The organism is Candidatus Hydrogenedentota bacterium, assembly GCA_019695095.1.
Lineage (GTDB): Bacteria > Hydrogenedentota > Hydrogenedentia > Hydrogenedentales > SLHB01 > JAIBAQ01.
In genome coordinates, this window is sequence record JAIBAQ010000074.1 from 1 (window position 1) to 18,054 (window position 18,054).

General features: G+C 57.1%; 17 protein-coding genes. 9 read left to right on the plus strand and 8 right to left on the minus strand.

All coding sequences use genetic code 11. The features are described 5' to 3' along the window. The coding region (locus tag K1Y02_13565; GenBank protein MBX7257386.1) for a hypothetical protein at positions 1-383 on the plus strand (383 nt) is incomplete at its 5' end. Positions 384-560: 177 nt separating this feature from the next. Here the strand turns inward: K1Y02_13565 and K1Y02_13570 are convergent. After that, positions 561-2,327, minus strand: a complete 1,767-nt coding sequence (locus K1Y02_13570) for a hypothetical protein (protein MBX7257387.1) — start codon at positions 2,325-2,327, stop codon at positions 561-563. Between the two features lie 731 nt (positions 2,328-3,058). On the opposite strand from K1Y02_13570, the gene thyX reads away from it, so the two are divergent. From thyX to K1Y02_13585, 3 genes are all read left to right on the plus strand, one after another. Continuing rightward, positions 3,059-3,841, plus strand: a complete 783-nt coding sequence (gene thyX / locus K1Y02_13575; GenBank protein MBX7257388.1) for an FAD-dependent thymidylate synthase — start codon at positions 3,059-3,061, stop codon at positions 3,839-3,841. Positions 3,842-4,078: 237 nt separating this feature from the next. Further along, positions 4,079-6,193, plus strand: coding sequence for a hypothetical protein (locus K1Y02_13580; protein MBX7257389.1), 2,115 nt, complete (start codon positions 4,079-4,081; stop codon positions 6,191-6,193). A 110-nt stretch (positions 6,194-6,303) separates the two neighbouring features. Next, on the plus strand, positions 6,304-7,188 hold the full coding sequence (locus K1Y02_13585; protein ID MBX7257390.1) for an alpha/beta hydrolase: 885 nt from the start codon (positions 6,304-6,306) through the stop codon (positions 7,186-7,188). 33 nt (positions 7,189-7,221) lie between these two features. Here the strand turns inward: K1Y02_13585 and K1Y02_13590 are convergent, their stop codons facing one another. The 3 genes from K1Y02_13590 to K1Y02_13600 all read right to left on the minus strand — a co-directional run bounded on the left by K1Y02_13590 (position 7,222) and on the right by K1Y02_13600 (position 8,768). Next, a complete protein-coding gene (locus tag K1Y02_13590; GenBank protein ID MBX7257391.1) occupies positions 7,222-7,911 on the minus strand; it encodes an HAD family hydrolase in 690 nt (229 codons plus the stop codon). Positions 7,912-7,944: 33 nt separating this feature from the next. Beyond that, positions 7,945-8,277, minus strand: coding sequence for a hypothetical protein (locus K1Y02_13595; protein ID MBX7257392.1), 333 nt, complete (start codon positions 8,275-8,277; stop codon positions 7,945-7,947). 104 nt (positions 8,278-8,381) lie between these two features. After that, positions 8,382-8,768 carry a glycine zipper 2TM domain-containing protein gene (locus tag K1Y02_13600; GenBank protein ID MBX7257393.1) on the minus strand — a complete coding sequence of 129 codons (387 nt, stop codon included), beginning with the start codon at positions 8,766-8,768 and terminating at the stop codon, positions 8,382-8,384. 494 nt (positions 8,769-9,262) lie between these two features. Here K1Y02_13600 and amrB point away from each other — a divergent pair, with 494 nt between their 5' ends. Further along, positions 9,263-10,393 (plus strand): AmmeMemoRadiSam system protein B, encoded by a 1,131-nt coding sequence (amrB, locus tag K1Y02_13605; GenBank protein ID MBX7257394.1) that lies wholly within the window; start codon positions 9,263-9,265, stop codon positions 10,391-10,393. Positions 10,394-10,444: 51 nt separating this feature from the next. Here amrB and K1Y02_13610 read toward each other — a convergent pair whose 3' ends face one another. Both K1Y02_13610 and K1Y02_13615 read right to left on the minus strand, forming a co-directional pair. Beyond that, positions 10,445-10,936, minus strand: coding sequence for a bifunctional nuclease family protein (locus tag K1Y02_13610; protein ID MBX7257395.1), 492 nt, complete (start codon positions 10,934-10,936; stop codon positions 10,445-10,447). A gap of 153 nt (positions 10,937-11,089) precedes the next feature. Further along, positions 11,090-12,451, minus strand: coding sequence for a hypothetical protein (locus tag K1Y02_13615; protein ID MBX7257396.1), 1,362 nt, complete (start codon positions 12,449-12,451; stop codon positions 11,090-11,092). A gap of 287 nt (positions 12,452-12,738) precedes the next feature. Here K1Y02_13615 and K1Y02_13620 point away from each other — a divergent pair, with 287 nt between their 5' ends. The 4 genes from K1Y02_13620 (at position 12,739) to K1Y02_13635 (ending at position 16,902) form a co-directional block, all read left to right on the plus strand. Then, a complete protein-coding gene (locus K1Y02_13620) occupies positions 12,739-13,905 on the plus strand; it encodes an LptF/LptG family permease (GenBank protein MBX7257397.1) in 1,167 nt (388 codons plus the stop codon). After that, on the plus strand, positions 13,902-14,978 hold the full coding sequence (locus K1Y02_13625; GenBank protein ID MBX7257398.1) for an LptF/LptG family permease: 1,077 nt from the start codon (positions 13,902-13,904) through the stop codon (positions 14,976-14,978). Before K1Y02_13620 ends, K1Y02_13625 begins: the two co-directional genes overlap by 4 nt. A 231-nt stretch (positions 14,979-15,209) precedes the next feature. Beyond that, positions 15,210-16,448 carry an L-rhamnose isomerase gene (gene rhaI, locus K1Y02_13630; protein MBX7257399.1) on the plus strand — a complete coding sequence of 413 codons (1,239 nt, stop codon included), beginning with the start codon at positions 15,210-15,212 and terminating at the stop codon, positions 16,446-16,448. 268 nt (positions 16,449-16,716) lie between these two features. Further along, positions 16,717-16,902 (plus strand): hypothetical protein, encoded by a 186-nt coding sequence (locus K1Y02_13635; GenBank protein MBX7257400.1) that lies wholly within the window; start codon positions 16,717-16,719, stop codon positions 16,900-16,902. A 46-nt stretch (positions 16,903-16,948) separates the two neighbouring features. Here K1Y02_13635 and K1Y02_13640 read toward each other — a convergent pair whose 3' ends face one another. After that, positions 16,949-17,173 carry a hypothetical protein gene (locus K1Y02_13640; GenBank protein MBX7257401.1) on the minus strand — a complete coding sequence of 75 codons (225 nt, stop codon included), beginning with the start codon at positions 17,171-17,173 and terminating at the stop codon, positions 16,949-16,951. A 56-nt stretch (positions 17,174-17,229) separates the two neighbouring features. Then, the gene (locus tag K1Y02_13645) at positions 17,230-18,006 is read right to left on the minus strand and encodes a double zinc ribbon domain-containing protein (protein MBX7257402.1); all 777 of its coding nucleotides are present in this window, start codon (positions 18,004-18,006) and stop codon (positions 17,230-17,232) included. Between the last annotated feature and the right edge of the window lie 48 nt (positions 18,007-18,054).

Sequence of the window (18,054 nt, forward strand, 5' to 3'; positions counted from 1 at the left end):
AACTTCAAGGCAGCTCCGATGTCTATCAGCAGCGCCTCGCGAAACTGCTTCTGGAGAAACTCGACAAGCAAGGTTCGCTGGATGCCACCTATCCGTACCCGATCCAAGTGTGGCAATTCGCGGACACCCTGCAGTTCACCATACTTGGCGGCGAGGCCACCGTGGACTATTCGCTGCGTTTGAAGTATGAGTTGGGCCGCGAAAAACACTTCGTCATTGCGTACGCCAACGACGTGTGTTCCTACATTCCCTCGTTGCGCGTGCTTCGCGAAGGCGGATACGAGGGGCTATCGTCGCAGGTGTACTACGGCCTCTACGGCCCCTGGGCGCCCACGATCGAGGAAGAGATCGTCGCCACCGTTCACGAACTCAGCGGAAGATAACGCACCTCCGGCAACGTGTTGCAGGCTCGTCCTGCCGTGTGGATCGTTCACAACGTGTGGCAGGCTCGTCCTGCCGTGAAGATCGTTCACACCGTGTGGCAGGCTCGTCCTGCCGTGAAGATCGTTCACACCGTGTGGCAGGCATCTTGCCTGCCTCTTTTGGGATCGCGCTTAGTATTAAAAGGAAGCTACGACCTTCTTGAACGGTTCGCCGGGCGGGGGCGACAAGTATTCATTCGGCAAGAGGGGCAGTGACGTGCCGAACAGCTTATTGAGTGTCGCGCGAAAGAGATTCACAAGGCCGACATCTTGAGGTAGACCCTCGCCACTGGCCTGCGGGAATCGCGACGCGGTGAGTATGGCGAAGCGTTCCCTTTGCGACGGTTCCGCGGCATTCAGCGAGACGCGAGCGCCGCGGCACGACGCAATCAGTACGCAAACCGGCCGTTTCGATTTCTCCACAATTGCCGTGGTCACCGTGTCGAGCCGCTTGTTCAAGTACGATACTTGATCCAGGTAGGCCTCGCGATAGTCACTCTCCAGCCCTCGAAACATCCGATCGATGCCGAGTGAACCGGGCCCGAACGGCTGCGCCAAGCCCCCGTCGCGTGTGAGCAGATACGGCGGCTCGGGAAATGGCAGGTACGCGTACACCAACCTGGGCGAATCGGACGAAGCCTCCGGCAGCTTCTCTAACTCATTGAGCGTGAATTGGACGCGGCGGCGCAAATGAGAGAAGCCCCATGCCGCGGGGTTTCGGTAGCGTACGTAGTAGATGCCTTCCATGATCCGAGATACGATCGTTCGATTGAGTAGAACCATTTCGAATTCGGTCAAACCGTAGGGAGGTCTCAGAACCTCGTCAACGGAGCCGGCCGGTTCCATGGATTCGATTCCGGGAGAGAAGGCCACGATGTGGTAATTCAGGTTCTTGAGATAGCGAAACAATCGATTCTGATGATAGAGGCGCATGAGTTCCGTCGTTGACGCCGACGACGGTTCGGCAGTGTCAGACAGCATGTTGTGCGCGAACTCAAGATTGAGACACGACGTCAAGGCCAGCGGCACATCCAAATAGTTGGATGTCGATTTGTCGGAAAAGCTGAATCCCTTTGCGTTCATGGCTTCTTCAAACGGCAGGCTGTTGTAGCCATAGAAGGTTCGAAGCGTATCGCCGCGTCCGTATCCATCGAGCGCAATGAAGTAAATGTCGGGCGTCGTCTGCGGGCTGAACATGGTTGGTTGCGGGGCGGGCAAATCGGTCAACTTCGATTGTGCCCCTGAGGAGTGCGGCCAATTGTAGATAATCACAACGACATAGAGTCCGAGCAGAATTCCGCTGAACCAGTTTGCCGAGCGCGTCATGACTTGAAAGTCGTCGGGATACCGCAACACGACAACTACGGCGTACACCGTGATCATCAGGTAGGCCGTAATGATCCACGCGGCGCGTCTGCCAAACATCGGCGATAGCACCAATGCGGCGATCAACAGGCCGCCTGCCAGCATCGCGGCGAGAAAGAAGAGATGAACTCGGAGACGCGTGGGGTCGTTGCGGTACTCGTAGACCGCGAACCCCGACGCCGCAAGCGCCAAAACAGCATACAAGATATAGAACGCAACCGGGGGCATCGTGGGGTATAGCGGTATGGCGCGCGAAATCAGGTCTTCCAGCACACCCCATACAACCACCAGGGATACGATTAAGGTCGATGTCACCAACCCCGCTTTGTACCGATTCCGCAAAGCAATGGCCAGGACCGCTGTCACAAGAAATGAAATACCCGCCAACACCAACGCCGGACGAAGGATCGCTCCTGTCTGAACCGTGTCCAGATTCTGCGCGAAGAGACCGAGCAATGGACACAACGACAAGAGCGTCGGATGAAGAACACGCACCGGGCGCAATGCCTTGAGCGCTCTTTCTCCTGTGGATAATTCCATGGCGCCGCTAGGACCTCCTTCGTCACCGTCCATTCCGCGCAATAGTAGCAGATTGTCTGCGGAAATGCATGGCGAATATGGGGTTGCCCCCAAGCTCCAGGCCGTTTGAGCTGCGACAGGCGCGTTTCCATATATTGTGGTGTTTTTGATTGGGCATACAATATATTGACGATTTTGAAGACTCCGTGCTAGACTGACTCTTGCAGAAGCCCTGGCCTGGTGGCAAGGGTACCTGTACCAATTACCTTTAAGGCACGGCAGATGTCCTCGTCCAAACTTCGCGGCGTGACGAACCGGAAAAGCCAACAGGCTCCTGGCAAAGGGGTGTGTCAGGGCGTGACAAGGAGTTACAGCGGGCGCGAAGACGTGACTATGAATAATCATAATAGTGTATTTAGTGCGGACATGACACACAAAGCGTCCGACCACAATATATTGTGGTGTCACAAAACTTTAGATCGTCATATTGCGCTGTTTGCCTTCGGCGCATGCCCCGTGCCTCCAAAAAAATCGTTGGACAAACGGCGAGCAGCCTCCTATAATGCGGCTCTGCGATGGCGGGATGGACGTGGGGTAATCGTTGTACCGCACGCAGCGCACACAAGCTGTCAATCAACCAATTTCAGCCGTTTGCGCTGTCTTTTCGCTGGCGCGGGCTTGGTTTATTTGTATTATTCGCAATTTACGCATCGCCGAAGCCTTGTTTCGGCGAGAATCGGGAAGTGAGACGCATGGAATTTGTGGAGCCAAAGGTCTTTCTCGTCGGGGAAACGCGCGTCGTGGAAGAAGGTTTGCAGGCCTACCTCGAACACGTGGGCACCCCTACCTGGAGCACCGACGCTCCGAGCGACGCCGAGCGCCTCTGTGAAGTATACGGGCGGCTGTGCTACCGGTCTTTTGAGCCCGGACTGAACCCCAATGTGACTCGCGTGCGCAAAGGCAACGCCAACTATTTGGGCCACGTGCTCGAAGTTGGCCACGGCAGCGTAATCGAGCATGCGGTGCTCAACTTCATTCTCGCGGACGTAAGCCGCGTGTTTACGCATGAACTGGTCCGGCATCGCGCGGGCACAGCCATTTCGCAGGAATCCTTGCGCTTCGTCCGGCTGGACCGCCTGACGGCCTACGCGCCGACCCATATTCGCGAGAGCGAAGAGGGCATGGAAATCTATGCGAAGACCATCGAACAACTCGAGCAGATCCAGCAAAGCCTTGCGAAGATCTTCGAGATTGAGAATGAACCCAAATTCGATCGCAAGAAGAAACTAACGTCCGCGTTCCGGCGCGTAGCCCCGGAAGGCGTGGCGACGACGATTGGATGGTCGTGTAATTTCCGCGCGTTGCGGCACGTCCTCGAAATGCGGACGGCCCCCGACGCGGAAGAGGAATTGCGCCTTGTCTTTGGCAAGGTCTACGAGACGGTAAAAGACCGGTACCCCAGCTTGCTGGGAGACTACGAAGTCGAAATAGCAGATGGATTACCGTGGGTACGCACAAAGAACCGGAAGGTGTAGTCCGCAATTTGCGCACGCGCAAATTGCTCACGTGCTGGAATTTGAAGATACGCCATGAGGATTTCTGACGAACACGCTCTATGTGTGGAGACCGCAGCTTCCGTTCAAGCAGGTCTCGAAGCCGTACAGGCTATACGATACGTCTGTGTGTGTTCGTGAGAAATCCGGTTTAGGCGAGCGCGTGCGTGCACCGGAAAGCTACAGCGGAATGCGGGATGACGAGTGAGGTGACGTGACATGTTGTTCGAGGTCAAAGAACGGTTCAAACTCTCCGACAAATTCTTGGAGCAGTACAAAGACACCCAACCCAAATGGGGCCCTCTGGGATACGTTACATTCAAACGTACCTATGCCCGCACGCTGCCCGGTGAAGACAACCGCACGGAAGAGTACTGGGAAACGCTTCGGCGCGTGGTTGAAGGCTGCTACACCATCCAACTGAACCATTGCCGCAGCCTGAAATTGCCGTGGAACCCGCAGAAGGCGCAGCGCTCCGCGCAAGAAATGTACAACCTCATGTGGGAGTTCAAATTTCTCCCGCCCGGACGCGGCCTTTGGATGATGGGTACGGACTATATCTACGAGCGCGGCTCCGGAGCGTTGAACAACTGCGCGTTCGTGTCCACCGAAGAGATTAGCTTCAACTTCTCCGAACCCTTCTGTTTCCTGATGGATTTGTCGATGCTGGGAGTAGGCGTCGCCTTCGACACAAAGGGAGCCGGTTCCGTTCAGATTCACGAACCGAAGACCGCGAGCTACACGCATGTTGTCGAGGACTCGAAAGAAGGTTGGGTCGACCTTGTCCGCACCTTGCTTGAAGCGTACGTGGGCCGCGGCAAGCGGCCGTCGGAAATCGACTATTCGAAGATACGTCCCGTAGGCTCGCCCATCCGCACGTTCGGCGGCATCGCCCCCGGACCGGGACCGCTTATGGAATGTGTGGACAATATCGACAAAGTATTGGCTCCGCGCATCGGCGAACGCATCACCTCCACCGATATCACCGACCTCATGAACGTGATTGGCAAATGCGTCGTATCGGGAGGCGTCCGCCGCACCGCTGAACTCGCCCTTGGAAATCCGGATGATTCCGACTACCTTCAGCTAAAAGACCCGGACATGCACCATGAGAAGCTCATGGCGTGGCGTTGGGCTTCCAACAACAGCGTGTCTGCCGACATTGGAATGAACTACTCCAAGGTGGGCATGCAGACCGCGAAGAACGGCGAGCCCGGCTATTTCTGGCTGGAGAATGCGCGCGCATTTGGACGCATGAAAGACGGCGCAAACTGGGTTGACGCGAAAGTTGCGGGCACGAACCCCTGCGCCGAACAGAGCCTCGAATCCTACGAGGTCTGCAATCTCGTAGAGACCTTCCCATCCCTTCACGACAGCTTCGACGAGTATAAGCGCACGCTGAAGTTCGCCTATCTCTATGCGAAGACGGTCACGCTGATTCCCACGCACAACGAGCGCACGAACGCCATCATGCTGCGCAACCGCCGAATCGGCTTGTCGCAATCCGGCATTATCGAATCCTTCGAGAAACATGGACGCCGGACCCACTTGAATTGGTGTGACGATGGCTACAAGTACATCTGCAGCCTGGACAAGATTTACTCGCAATGGCTGTGCATACCCGAAAGCATCAAGAAGACCAGCGTAAAACCCAGCGGCACCGTTTCGCTGATGCCGGGCGTCACGCCGGGGATTCACTATCCCCACGCGGAGTACTACTACCGCACCATCCGCTTGGACAAAACGAGCCCCTTGATTGAGCCAATCAAGCGCGCGGGGTATCGCCTGGAGGAATCGGTCTACGGCGACAACACCTGGGTCGCGTATTTCCCCGTTCGCCAGCAGAACTACGAACGTTCCAAGAACGACGTGAGCGTGTGGGAGCAGGTCGAGAATGTGGCTCAGATGCAGTATTACTGGGCAGACAACCAGGTCAGCGCCACGATCACGTTCCGGCCCGAAGAGGCAAAGGACATTCCGAAGATCCTTGAGTTGTACGAGCCGCGTCTGAAGTCGATCAGCTTCCTGCCGCTCACCGACCACAACTATCCGCAAGCTCCTTACCAGGAGATCACGGCGGAGATGTTCCACAACGCGACCGCGCGGTTGAAAGAACTCGATTTCGCGAACCTCAACACCGACGAAACCAACGACATGTATTGCGACGGCGAGCGGTGCGAGATTCCGATGAAGGAGCCGGTAGTCATTCCGCAAGAAGAGTTCGCGTTCAGCTTCAAACCCGGCAGCGAAGACGGCAACGGGAATGGCAACGGCAACGGCCATGGCACGCACGTCGAGCAACCTGCCGGAACGGAAGTCGGCGCACCCGCGTGATGTAACCGCCACGGTCAGCTTTGCTGACCACAAGAAAGTTATATGAATTCACGAGTCCCGGCGCGAGTCAACGATGAGCGCCGGGCTTGTCTTTAGGGGAGTCCTCGCTAATGCCCAGCGTACAATTTCAGTCGTTCCTGGCGATGGCGCGCAACAAGCCGCTCAATACCGATGCCGGCCTCGAACTGCACCGCGAAGGACTCGAACGCGTCGTCGATCTCTTTCCGCCACTCCCCGATGTCGTCGCGACTCCCGTGGATGCCGGCGGCATTCCCTCGGAATGGATCGATGCGCAAGGCACACGCGATGATCGCATCCTGTTCTTTGCGCATGGCGGTGGTTACAGTCTTGGATCGCTCAGAACGCATCGCCGCCTGGCATCGGACTTGGCGCGGGCGGGCGGGTTGCGGGCACTTTCCATTGCTTACCGCTTGGCGCCCGAACATCGCTTTCCCGCCGCTGTAGAAGATTGCGTCGCAGCGTACCGCTGGCTATTGGGGACAGGTATCAAACCTGAGAAGATTGTCTTTGCAGGCGACTCGGCAGGAGGGGGACTGGTCCTGTCGACGATGCTGAAGTTGCGAGACGAAGGCAATCCGCTGCCAGCCGCGGGGGTCTGCATTTCTCCGTGGACGGATCTTGCCGCGACCGGGGCCTCCGTGTTTGGCCGGGCTTCACAGGACCCTATTCTAAATCCACGCGATTTGCACACGTTCGCGTTGCGCTACCTTGGCGACGCCGATCCACGAACCCCCCTCGCGTCTCCTTTGTACGGTGACATGCGCGGGTTGCCGCCTTTGCTTATTCACGTAGGCTCGGCGGAAATACTCTTGGATGACTCCACACGGTTGGCATCCCGCGCACGCGACGCCGGTGTTGACGTAACGCTGCACGTGGCGGAGGAGATGATTCACGCATGGCATTACTTCGCGGGCCTGATCCCGGAAGGTGAACAGGCAATCGCGGAAGTGGGGCAGTTCATCCGCGCGCACTGAAACGATGTCACGATCCAATTCGTGTGCGCAATCCTAAGGTAAGGTAGGGACCTTGGCAGTCTCCAACGCCGCGTAGAATGCAGCAGGGTCCGAATAGTCTTCGAGGAGTGCGGTCGCGCCCGCTTCCCGCAAGCGGTCTGCATTGGACTCGCGCGTAATTCCGACATAACGCATTCCCAACTCGCGCGAGGTAAGCAGGTCCCACATGCCGTCGCCGACATAAACGATGTCGCTTGCTTGAACGCCCGTGCGTTGTGCTGCAATCCGTGCGATGTCCGCGCGTGAGATGGCGTCATTGGCGAAACCGCCCGCAAGCTGCTCGCCGTCAATTCCGATCTTGCTCAACTTAAACAGGGCCGTCTTCCGCATGCCGCCCGTTGCCAACGCAATCGCGACATTCTCCATCTTCTGAAGGGCGCTGAGAAGCGCACACGCTCCGGGCACTTCCGTGAAACCGCCCGGATTCGTCTCGAAAGCCATCATGAGTTCATCCAAGAATGCCGACTCAAACGCCTCAATCTCGCTTATAGCGACGGGACGCCCCCACGCGGGTTCGACGACTTCGTGAATGATCCCGGTATCGGTAACGTGCTTGTAGGCATGCCAGTCGGTTGTGGGCAAAGGCACCCCAAACGCGCGCAAAAACGCGCGATCGTAGCAGTCCTTATCGGCATCGGATGTCGCAGTCAGAGTGCCGTCGATATCGAACAGAATGAGTCGCATGTTCCCCCGAATTCCAGTGGATGCAGCCCTTGCTCAGGGCCGATTGCGGTTTTTCTCGGAGACTTCGCGCTGGTTCGCTTCTTGTTGCGCCTGCCGCAACGCGGCCCGGAACTTTTCGTCGCCGAGGATATCTTGAAAAGCCTGCCGTTCCCCCAAGGCGTGTTGCATGCGGATGTATCGGAGATCCAGCAACACGCAATACAAGACCACCACAAAGAGAACGAAGAACACGCCCCAGTACGCCAAGAACAGCGTGGGCGAGTTACGCAAGGCCAACGTCTGAACGCCGAACCAGGCCATGACAGCGCATATGCCCACGCAGACTCCGCCCACAATGCGCCACGTCCGTTGCGTAAGTAAGGCCACGGGCTCAATCCCCTTATCGTATGCCTGACACTTCTGGAACGCCGCATCATAACAAAAATAGGGGCGCAGTCGCCTGCGCCCCTCGAAGAAGCTTTCAGTTGCTATTAGCGGTCCTGAACAAACACACGCTCTTCGTATGTCTCGCCGGATGCCGTCGTCACCGTATGCGTCTCCCAATGCCCATTTTGTGTCGTGGGGGCAGACGCTGGAGGAGGAGCTTGCTGCGCCCGCTGCTGTTGCGCACCGCGCCGGTCGCGGCGCTCATCCACGTGGTCGCCGATCAACGCGCCTGTAAGCGCGCCCGCGGCTGCGCCGATCAAGGCGCCCTCACCACTCTTGCCGTGGACCTGGTTGCCGATGATGGCGCCCGCACCCGCGCCAAGCAGACCACCAGCTACCGCGCCTTGTTGCGTCGGCGTGGTTTGGCAGCCCATTAGAAAGAACGTGCTTCCTACGGAAACGACTACGGCCATTGCCAGTAGCTTTTTCATCTCAGAATCCTCCCGAGCTCGCTAGTACTTCCGGAGCCAATCTTGCCGGGTAAGGTTTCGCCGCACGGCGCTGACCGCCCTGCGGCGTGAAACTCGTCACCCTGATTCAGCGAACTTGTTTCTACTACACACACGTACGATTCAATTTTACCACACGCCGTTTACCCCATCGGCCTAATCACTCAATCTGACGAGCTTTTGACGCGTATATTCATGCGCTAAGTTTCACACCTTTTCGGGTATTGACACGTTTCAGTGTCAGCACTCCTGCCAAACTGCGAAAATTGGCTTCGCGAAACGCCGCGGGAGATGCTCATGGCATAACTTCAGCGCTTTACACGTGAGCAGTACGCATTGGCGCTTAGTTGCGCCGGTGCAAATTGCGGGCTATAGTCGTTACCACTATGCCGCTGCCCTCACTTCGAAATCTGGACGTCTCTCCCGTTGAACATGAGGGAGAAACCTTGATTTGCCTGCGCGATCCAGAAGGCTTTGTGCCAGAGCCAATCATCCTGTCGCCGGCGGCATTTCTCGTGGCATCGTTTCTCAACGGAGAAAACAGTCTGGCGGACATCCAGTATGCGTTCTGCAACGCCACGGGCGGCCAAGCTATTCGCGACAAGGACGTGGAGCACATTGTCGAGTTTCTCGACAACCACGGTTTTCTAAACACAGAAAAGTACCTGCACATTCGCCTAAAAATCGAGCGCGCGTACTACGAATCGGAGTCGCGCCCGGCGCACCTGGCTGGGAAGTCGTATCCCGCCGATCCTGCCGAGCTCCGCGAATACTTGAATGGTCTCTATGTGCGCGATGGGGGCCCCGGTGAATTGCCCCGCCAAGTGGAGGAGGGGCAGCCGCTGAAGTGTATGGTTGTGCCGCACATCGATTTCGACCGGGGCGGCCACAGTTATGCGCACGGATATCTAACGCTGGCTCGGATGGGTCGTCCCGATACGGTGATTGTATTCGGCGTCGCCCACGCGGGTCCTCCCGCTCCGTTCATCATGACGCGCAAGCACTACGAAACACCGTTCGGGACGTTGGAAGTGGATTCGGAGTTAACGGAACGAATCGCGGCGGCATGCGATTGGGATCCGTTCGAATTCGAGATCGTGCATCGCGCCGAACACTCTATCGAGTTTCAAGCCGTCATGCTCGCGCACCTCTACGGTCCGTCTGTCAAGATAGTGCCCATACTCTGCGGACCGTTTTGCGTTGATGACGCGGAAGAAGACGACGATTCGCGGGCAGAAGCGTTCCTGGAAGCGTGCCGTGCAGCCATCGCTTCTTCGAATAGGCGGGTATCGGTAATAGCCGGGGCCGACTTGGCGCACGTAGGGAAGCGATTTGGCGATGACTTCGACATCACCGATGAAATTGTCGCGCGCGTGCACGATCGCGACCAGGAGGACTTGGCCAAGGCCATCGCCGTTCAGCCAAAGGCCTGGTATGAGGGCGTCATGCGCGACGAGAACGAGCGCAGGGTGTGCGGACTCAATTGCATTTACTCGGCATTGCGGTTAGTGGAAGATGCTGCGCGTCCCGGCGCTTTGCATCATTACGGTTACGCGCCCGACCCCGCGGGCGGAATTGTGTCGTTTGCGAGTCTGACCTACGTCTGAAGTCTCGAGTGCCGTTGCGCACCCTCATCGATAAGGCGTTGCAGACAGACCCTACGTATCGAAATCGGTATCCGCGTCGGGATCGGCGTCCGTGTCATCGGTTTCTTCGGGTTCCTCGTCGCCTGTTCCCAAGAACGACATATCCTGCGAGGCCATGTCCATCACCGTTTGGCTGGCATATATCGGGGAATTCGTGCGGCAGGCAATTGCGATTCCGTCGCTGGGGCGGCTATCTACGCGGATAAGCTGCTCGATCTGGCCCGTTGACGATTTCTGTTCGATATTCAGATGGGCGTAGAAGGTCTCATTCTCAAGTTTATAGATGGTCACTGATTGCAGCTCGCCGTGCAGGCCGGCAAGTATGTTGCAGATCAGATCGTGGGTCATGGGCCGTCCCAAATCGCGTTTGATCAGCGCGGCGTGTATCGCTTCCGCCTCGGCTAGTCCCACAACGATGGGCAACACGCGGTCGTCGTGCCGCAGCAGGACCACCGGCTGATGATGACCGTCCATGCTTACGCCCAGGACTTCGAGTTGAACCATGGCTAGTCTCCTTTCGCCCCATCTTATACTTCGCCGGGCGCAGATGTCGATCCTTGGTGGACTGTGGGACAAGCCGGTCCGAAAATACAACACCCGGGCCGGTCTCGTCCGTGAGTCGGCCCGGGTTCCCCTGCGCGAGAGGGGTGAATCGGGTTAGGCGGTGTAGTTCAGAATGGTGTCGGCAGCGACCCCGCGCCGTCCATCCGCATATCGAAACGAGGCGACTTGACCTAATCGGTTGCCTCCCGATGCCGCTTCATCCGTGTTGCGATAACCCAAACTGATTTCGTCGATGCCGGCGTCCTTCAGAGAGATGAGTTCGCCGGATTCACTGGCCCCGTTGCCGTTATCCTTGAATAGCAGCAGGCTCGCAAAATCGCGATCGCTGGCGTTAATCCGGCCATCGTTGTTCGAATCGAGTTTGCGCAATTCCTCGAATCCATTCGCGGCGCCATTCTGGTCGCCAAACAGTTCCTTGCCGCTGTCGACAATCCCGTTCCCGTTGCGGTCGATCGCGAGAAACGCATCGCCTCCCGTTACGAAGGCTGTATTCACCTTTGTGCCGGAGCCGGTGATGTCGAACCGCGCGCCGTTGGTGTAGCTCGTCAACTCAATCCCGTCTCCGTCGAGATCCAGGGTAACGGGGTCGGACTGTTGCACGACTCCTTGCGTTACTTCAATGGACTCAAATGAAAACTCCATTTGAATGTTGAGTCCAAAAGCCTGAAATGTGGTTTGGCTCCCGGGTGTACCGTTGGCCTGCCCCGCATTCTGCCCATTCTGATCGCCGAGCAATCCAAGCTCGCTCAGGCCGTCCATGAAGTCCTTTGCGCGAGTTTCAAGATCCCCGGTGCCGTTGAAGAAGTCATTCAACAGCTTGAAGACTTCGTTCAAAACGTCGTCGGCTTTCGCCAACGTCTTGTTCACGAGATTGAGAAACGAATCGAAGCCCTCCGAGTCGCCGTTATTTTGCAGGGCCTCGGAAGCACCAGCGTAACCCGAAAGAGCCTCGCCCGAAATCGTCATCGAAAACGAAAACCGCTGCGCCACAACGCGGCTGGCTTCAATGTAGGTGCTCTTCTGCGAACCTTCCAGTCCGTCGGCAGTATTCGATGTGCGCTGACTAAATGCGGCCAATTCCTCGGTGCGCGATTCGGCAAAGAAACTGAAACTCAGTTGTTTACTCGCGGCCTCGACCACTTGAGAGCCGTCCTCGCTAGTGCTCGATACGCGGGCAGCGGCTTCCTGATACGACGCAGACATGGAGACCTTCTGCATCTGCGATCGATAGACGATTGCATTGAATGCGTCGGTGAGCTGGCCCGAATCGTCTTGCGCGAGGCTATCCGTTTCGGATTCTGTGCCGTCGACAGCAGGCAATGCAGGCGCTTCTGCATTGAAGACTCTTCCTAAACGGAAAAGGGCATCCAGATCGAGAAGTGAGTTGGTCGATTTTGCGCCGTTTGAAGCGCCGTTCAATCCCCCAAGAAGAGATTGGATGGCCGGTGTACCCATAGCACAGGCTCCCCGTGTGCCGACAACTGTCCCTAACACAGTGTGCCGACGGATTCGTGAGTGGCAATTTCCCTAAGCCTAACTATTCATCGGCAGAAAAGCGGAAAGCTTGAGCCGTTTTTGCGGGGAAATCGGGAGCGAGGTGCCGCGCCCTCTCCGTTACGGATGCAATACACATGGCAGTGCACCGCGACCGTGCGCTATAATCCCCTGCTTACGTGAACTCAACTCGGTTTGTCTGGCCGGGTTATGCACGGTCGACAGCAGAGCTGGAAACGGAGGGAGACGTGGAACGGGCAGTTGTCTTGCGCGAACTCCGTCCCTCATCGGGGGGCGGCCGAACGCCCATATCCACAATTCTGTCGCGTTACATTCTCAAAGAGATCGCGGTCCCGGCCGTATTAGCCGTCGCCATCATCGGATTCATAGGCGTGGCCAACGAAATGCGCGAACGCCGGGAAGCAATGGAGCTGGAGTTCATTACCCTGTGGGACGTAGCGCGACTCGCGTTTTATCTGTCTCCCACCCTTGTGGCATACATCATCCCAATCACGTTCATGCTGGGCATCCTTCTGGCATTCGGACGGCTGGCGCAGAACAACGAAATTACGGCCATGAAAGCGGCCGGCATTTCGTTGAAACGTCTTGTTGCCCCCGTAATTCTGTTTGGCGCCATCCTCAGCGGATTGAGCTTTTGCCTGCAAGATCGGGTGCAACCGGCCGCCATGCAGCACATGAATCACCTGTTGTATACGGAGCTTCCGCAGCGCATCACGCTGGAGATGCTTCCTACGGGAGTGATGCATGACGTTTCGGGCTGGCGTGTCTACATCGGCTCGCGGGACGCAGCCACGAAGACCCTGAAAGATGTCGTGATCCTTCAGCCGAAAGATGGTCAGAACTGGGTTTACTACGGCGAGTCGGCCCAGTTCATTGAGGACGCCTCCGGCCTCAAAGTCAATATGCCAAAGGGAAACATCGTTCTGCCGCAAGGGAACGATTCGGTAACGAGCATGCCCTTCACCAACCTAAGTGTGTCGTTGCCTTCCAAGTCGCTTCGTCCTCCGCCTAGCCTGAGAAAGAGCATGGCCCTGCGCGAATTGTGGGAGCGCGAAGCCCAGGCCCGAAAACAGTACGAAGTAAGCAAATCCAAAAGTACTCAGGACGACCTGCGAAAGGTCAGAACTGAAATCTGCGAACGGTTCAGCCTGCCGCTAGCCTGTCTTGCCGTCAGCGTCATAGCCGCGCCCTTTGCCGTACGCGCACCACGAGCGGGACGTTCACACGGTTTCGCCGTCGGTTTCATCATTCTGCTCGTATACTATGCGTTGCGCATGGTGTTGGAACCGTCGACCGTCAAACCGTTTGCTGAAATGCTCCTGCGGGCGCTTACACCGAATATTGTGTTGGGACTTGCCGGCGTGATCGCCATTTGGCGTGTTGACCGCGTATGAAGACGCTGGACCAATATCTCGCCCGCCGCATGGTCGTAACCATCTTTCAGGCCTTGCTTGCGCTCGTCGCGATATACATCTTGATTGATCTGCTGACGCGCGAAGGGGCCCTGAGCAGCTACGATGTCCCTTTCGGCATAGTCGTCCGCTATTACCTCAACCTCACCCCGCAAATCATCTACCGAATCGCCCCGTTCGCGATGCTGGTCTCGTCCCTCCTGGTCCTGGGAGATGCCGTCCAAAGCAACGAAGTGACAGCCGTCTTGTCCGGGGGCATTAGTCTGAGGCGCTTCGTTGTTGTCCCCGTGCTCGTGGCGCTGTTGTACTCGATTGGCCTTTTCGTCATGGACGCGCGCGTCGGCGTTGAGGCGGCAAAAGAGGCCAACCGTATACGGGAAGGATACTTCTCACTCAATCCAGACATGAAACGCACGGGCATAAGCTGGGCGAACTTGTCCGGCGGTTGGACATGTCACATTGCGAAATTCAATCGAATCGCGTTGACCGGCGAGAATGTCCTAATGTATTCCCGGACCCCGGACTCGGTGCAGCAGATCGAAGCCCGGCGCATCTATTGGGACAAGGAAACAAAGCAGTGGATCCTGGAAGACGGTCGCTGGTTCACCATGAACGCCCAGGAGACAATAGCTTCCGGTTCCCGCGTGCGTCAGCGTCCAGCGCCGTTTTCGGAACCTCCGGAAGTCCTGTTCGCCCTCGATAAACCCATGGAGACCAAGACCCCTCGCCAGCTTTTGGCGGAAATCGGCAACGCGGAGAAGAGGGCCGTACCGGCGAGCGATCTCTGGGTGGATTACCACGTCAAGTTCTCTCAGCCTGCCCTGAGCTTTGTCATGATTTGGCTGGCCATTCCTTTTGCGATGCGGCTACGCCGGGGCGGTCTTGCCATTAGCTTCGCCACCAGCACGATAATCGCAATAGTCTATTTGCTCGTGTTTTCGGTCACGATGGAGCTCGGGTACGCGGAACGGTTGGCTCCACCGGTGGCGGCTTGGCTGGCTAACGGAGCGTTCTTTGTATTCGGCGTAATCCTCTTCTGGAGGACGCCCACTTAAATCTGGCTGTCTGCGCGCCTAAATTGAGGCTCGCTCAGCTTCCGAAATTGTACAGTTTGACCATTGAGACACGGCGGTTCCTCTCGGGCAGAGTGTTTGGGAGAAACCCTCTTGAGATAACCTCAAAGTCTTGCACGTGAGCATTCTGCACCTGCGCCCTGAGGCGTTTGTGCAAAATGCGGACTGAGGGGGGCAGCAGCAGACGATGATTGAATCGCAGGAGAAAAGACCATGAAGACTATCGACCCGAAGGCCATTAAGCCCGCACTGGAGGTGCTTGAAGCCAAGTTTGGCGATCTTAACGGTATAAAAAAGCGCATTAAGGCTCACCAGATCGAGACTCCGTCGTGGGCATACGGCGACTCCGGCACCCGCTTCAAAGTCTTTCCGCAAGAGGGCGTACCTCGTAACCCCTTCGAGAAGATGGAAGACGCCGCCATTGTGAACAAGCTAACAGGTATCGCTCCTTCTGTTGCCGTTCATATTCCCTGGGACAAAGTAGATGACTTCGCGAAGCTTGGCGCTTATGCAGCGGAACTGGGTGTACGAATTGGTGCAGTCAATCCCAACCTGTTCCAGGACAACGTGTACAAATTTGGAAGCCTCACCAACGAGGATCCTGCCATCCGCAAGAAGGCCGTTGACCACCTCCTTGAATGCATCGAAATCGCCAAGACGGTCAAATCGGACATCCTGAGCCTGTGGTTCGCGGACGGGACCAACTACCCCGGACAGGGCGATTTCCGCCGCCGGAAGCACTACATGTTCGAAGGGTTGCAGGCCGCCTACGCCAAGATGCCCAAGGGCATGCGTATGTTGTTGGAATACAAGCTTTTCGAGCCGGGCTTCTACCACACGGATATCGCGGACTGGGGCATGTCCTACGCGTTCTGCAACAAGCTTGGCGACCAGGCTCAGGTCTTGATTGACCTGGGTCACCACGCCCTGGGCGTAAACATCGAGCACATCGTGGCCTTCCTGATTGATGAAGGGAAGATGGGCGGGTTCCACTTCAACAACAAGAAGTACGCCGATGACGACCTAAGTGTAGGCAGCATAAATCCTTATGAGCTATTTCTGATCTACAACGAGCTTATTTCCGCCGAAGATGACCCCTCCGTGTCCACGAACGTCGCGTACATGATCGACCAGAGTCACAACCTCAAATGTAAAATTGAAGAAATGATTCAGTCTGTCGTCAATTGTCAGACGGCGTACGCGAAAGCCCTGCTCGTTGACCGGGCTGCGCTGCGCGCCGCCCAACAGAATGGCGACCTTGTAGCGGCGGAAGAGCTGCTGCAAGACGCGTATCAAACCGATGTGCGGCCGTTGCTTGCGCAGGTTCGCATCGAGATGGGCATCGACCCGGATCCGTTGAAGGCCTTCCGGGAAAGTGGCTATCTCGAGAAGATTCGCAAAGCGCGGGCACGGGGTTCCGAGGCGACGCTTTCCTCGGGGTACCCTGGTTAAGCAAGCGGGGGGAACTCTGGACGAAGTTCAGGGATACTACCCTAGACTGAGGTAAGACTGCGGGGATCAGAAGGAAAACCCTTCTGATCCCTTGCCAAAATCCGATCGCTTTGATACGCTAAGAGCGATGCTTCCGGATGCTGTACGCTCCGATCTGAAGCATCCTCCGAATGCATGGCGCTGATTCGGGTGGCGTTTCGCGTGGTATCTGACCCTTTACTATTCCGGACTTATTTCAGCACGGTAAACCACGCAGGAGGATCCATCCGTGGGTGTCTACAAGTACATTGGTGCGGCCGCGGACAGAGACCAAGTCGATTCGGGGACGGTTCTTGCCAGTTCGGAAGAAGATGCGCGTGAGAAGTTGCGCAAGTACCGTTACGAAAAGGTCAAACTGAAGAAGTTGGCGGGGCAGACTGCCTATCTTGCCAGCTTCACGGCCGACGTGAAGTAAGAATGAGCCGGATGGCGCGTGCCTAATCGCGCGCCATCCGCTTCTCTTACAGTCTCGTTCCTACCTCCGACCCCTTCCTCTCGTCAAGCAACTTCAGCATTTCCTTCATGAGGTCGTTGTATTTCAGGAACATGCATTTTGTGAATAAGGGGCACGTGTCGCATTCCTTGAGCTTCTCCTCATCCACGCGGAGGAAGTGCTGCTTGGAATGGTCGCGGAAGCGAATGGACATATTGGCGAGCTGGCCAAAACACTCTTTCAGTGCCGGCATGGGTGACTCCTTGGTTCGGGCTGCGTAAGCACTTTGCAGGCTTCTCTAGTCCAATCCTACCTGCTAGTTGCCGCGTGCGGCAAGGCAAGCGCCGCCGCCACCACGTCAACCGACGCCACACCCGCTCTCCGTAGGGTTTCGGCGCACTCGTGAACCGTGCCGCCGGTGGTTACAACGTCGTCCACCAACACCACCGCAGCCTCCTGCAAGTGGGCGGCATTGTCGACGGCAAATGCCCCGCGCACATTGTCGCGACGCTGGGCCGGATCAGTGAGGCGGCTCTGAACCAACGTGGGCCGAATTCGTTTGAGTGACTCGTCCAAACGGGCATTCGGAAAGCACGACATGACCTCCCTTGCGAGTAAGGCGGATTGGTTGTATCCGCGTTCGCGCAGCCGCACCTTGTAGAGCGGGACCGGTATCACGAATTGGTACGGCTCACATTCCAACTCGGACTCAATGGCTGTTCGCATGACTTCGCCCAGAGGTCTCGCGAGACGGCGCTTACCGTAGAACTTGAACAACCGGATCGCCTCGCCAATGGCTCCGTCGTACACCGCGGCCCCGAAGATGAACCGATACGGGCGCTCCGCCTTCTCCGCACTGCACGGTCCGCAGAGCGTGTTGTCGCGCGCACCATACCCGATGCCGGGCGCGTGCGGCCGTCCGCAGACCGGGCAGTAGGGACGTTCGATACGCGGACTCATCTCCCAGCATGTCGGGCAGAAGTGGCCGTTTTCTTCCGTGAGCAGACGCAACCCACATTGTTTGCAGAACATGGGAACGAAGAGATTCTTGAGCGTCAGCGCCCACTCGCCGCCTGCAAACCCCATACGCGTACGTCTCCCCAAACGGAACCCCCGTGCGCCGATTGTACCAAG

Coding starts and splice junctions, on each gene's coding strand:
- K1Y02_13570 (MBX7257387.1), bottom strand. CDS start 2,327: ATGGAATTATCCACAGGAGAAAGAGCGCTCAAGGCATTGCGCCCGGTG.
- thyX (MBX7257388.1), top strand. CDS start 3,059: ATGGAATTTGTGGAGCCAAAGGTCTTTCTCGTCGGGGAAACGCGCGTC.
- K1Y02_13580 (MBX7257389.1), top strand. CDS start 4,079: ATGTTGTTCGAGGTCAAAGAACGGTTCAAACTCTCCGACAAATTCTTG.
- K1Y02_13585 (MBX7257390.1), top strand. CDS start 6,304: ATGCCCAGCGTACAATTTCAGTCGTTCCTGGCGATGGCGCGCAACAAG.
- K1Y02_13590 (MBX7257391.1), bottom strand. CDS start 7,911: ATGCGACTCATTCTGTTCGATATCGACGGCACTCTGACTGCGACATCC.
- K1Y02_13600 (MBX7257393.1), bottom strand. CDS start 8,768: ATGAAAAAGCTACTGGCAATGGCCGTAGTCGTTTCCGTAGGAAGCACG.
- K1Y02_13610 (MBX7257395.1), bottom strand. CDS start 10,936: ATGGTTCAACTCGAAGTCCTGGGCGTAAGCATGGACGGTCATCATCAG.
- K1Y02_13615 (MBX7257396.1), bottom strand. CDS start 12,451: ATGGGTACACCGGCCATCCAATCTCTTCTTGGGGGATTGAACGGCGCT.
- K1Y02_13625 (MBX7257398.1), top strand. CDS start 13,902: ATGAAGACGCTGGACCAATATCTCGCCCGCCGCATGGTCGTAACCATC.
- rhaI (MBX7257399.1), top strand. CDS start 15,210: ATGAAGACTATCGACCCGAAGGCCATTAAGCCCGCACTGGAGGTGCTT.
- K1Y02_13640 (MBX7257401.1), bottom strand. CDS start 17,173: ATGCCGGCACTGAAAGAGTGTTTTGGCCAGCTCGCCAATATGTCCATT.
- K1Y02_13645 (MBX7257402.1), bottom strand. CDS start 18,006: ATGGGGTTTGCAGGCGGCGAGTGGGCGCTGACGCTCAAGAATCTCTTC.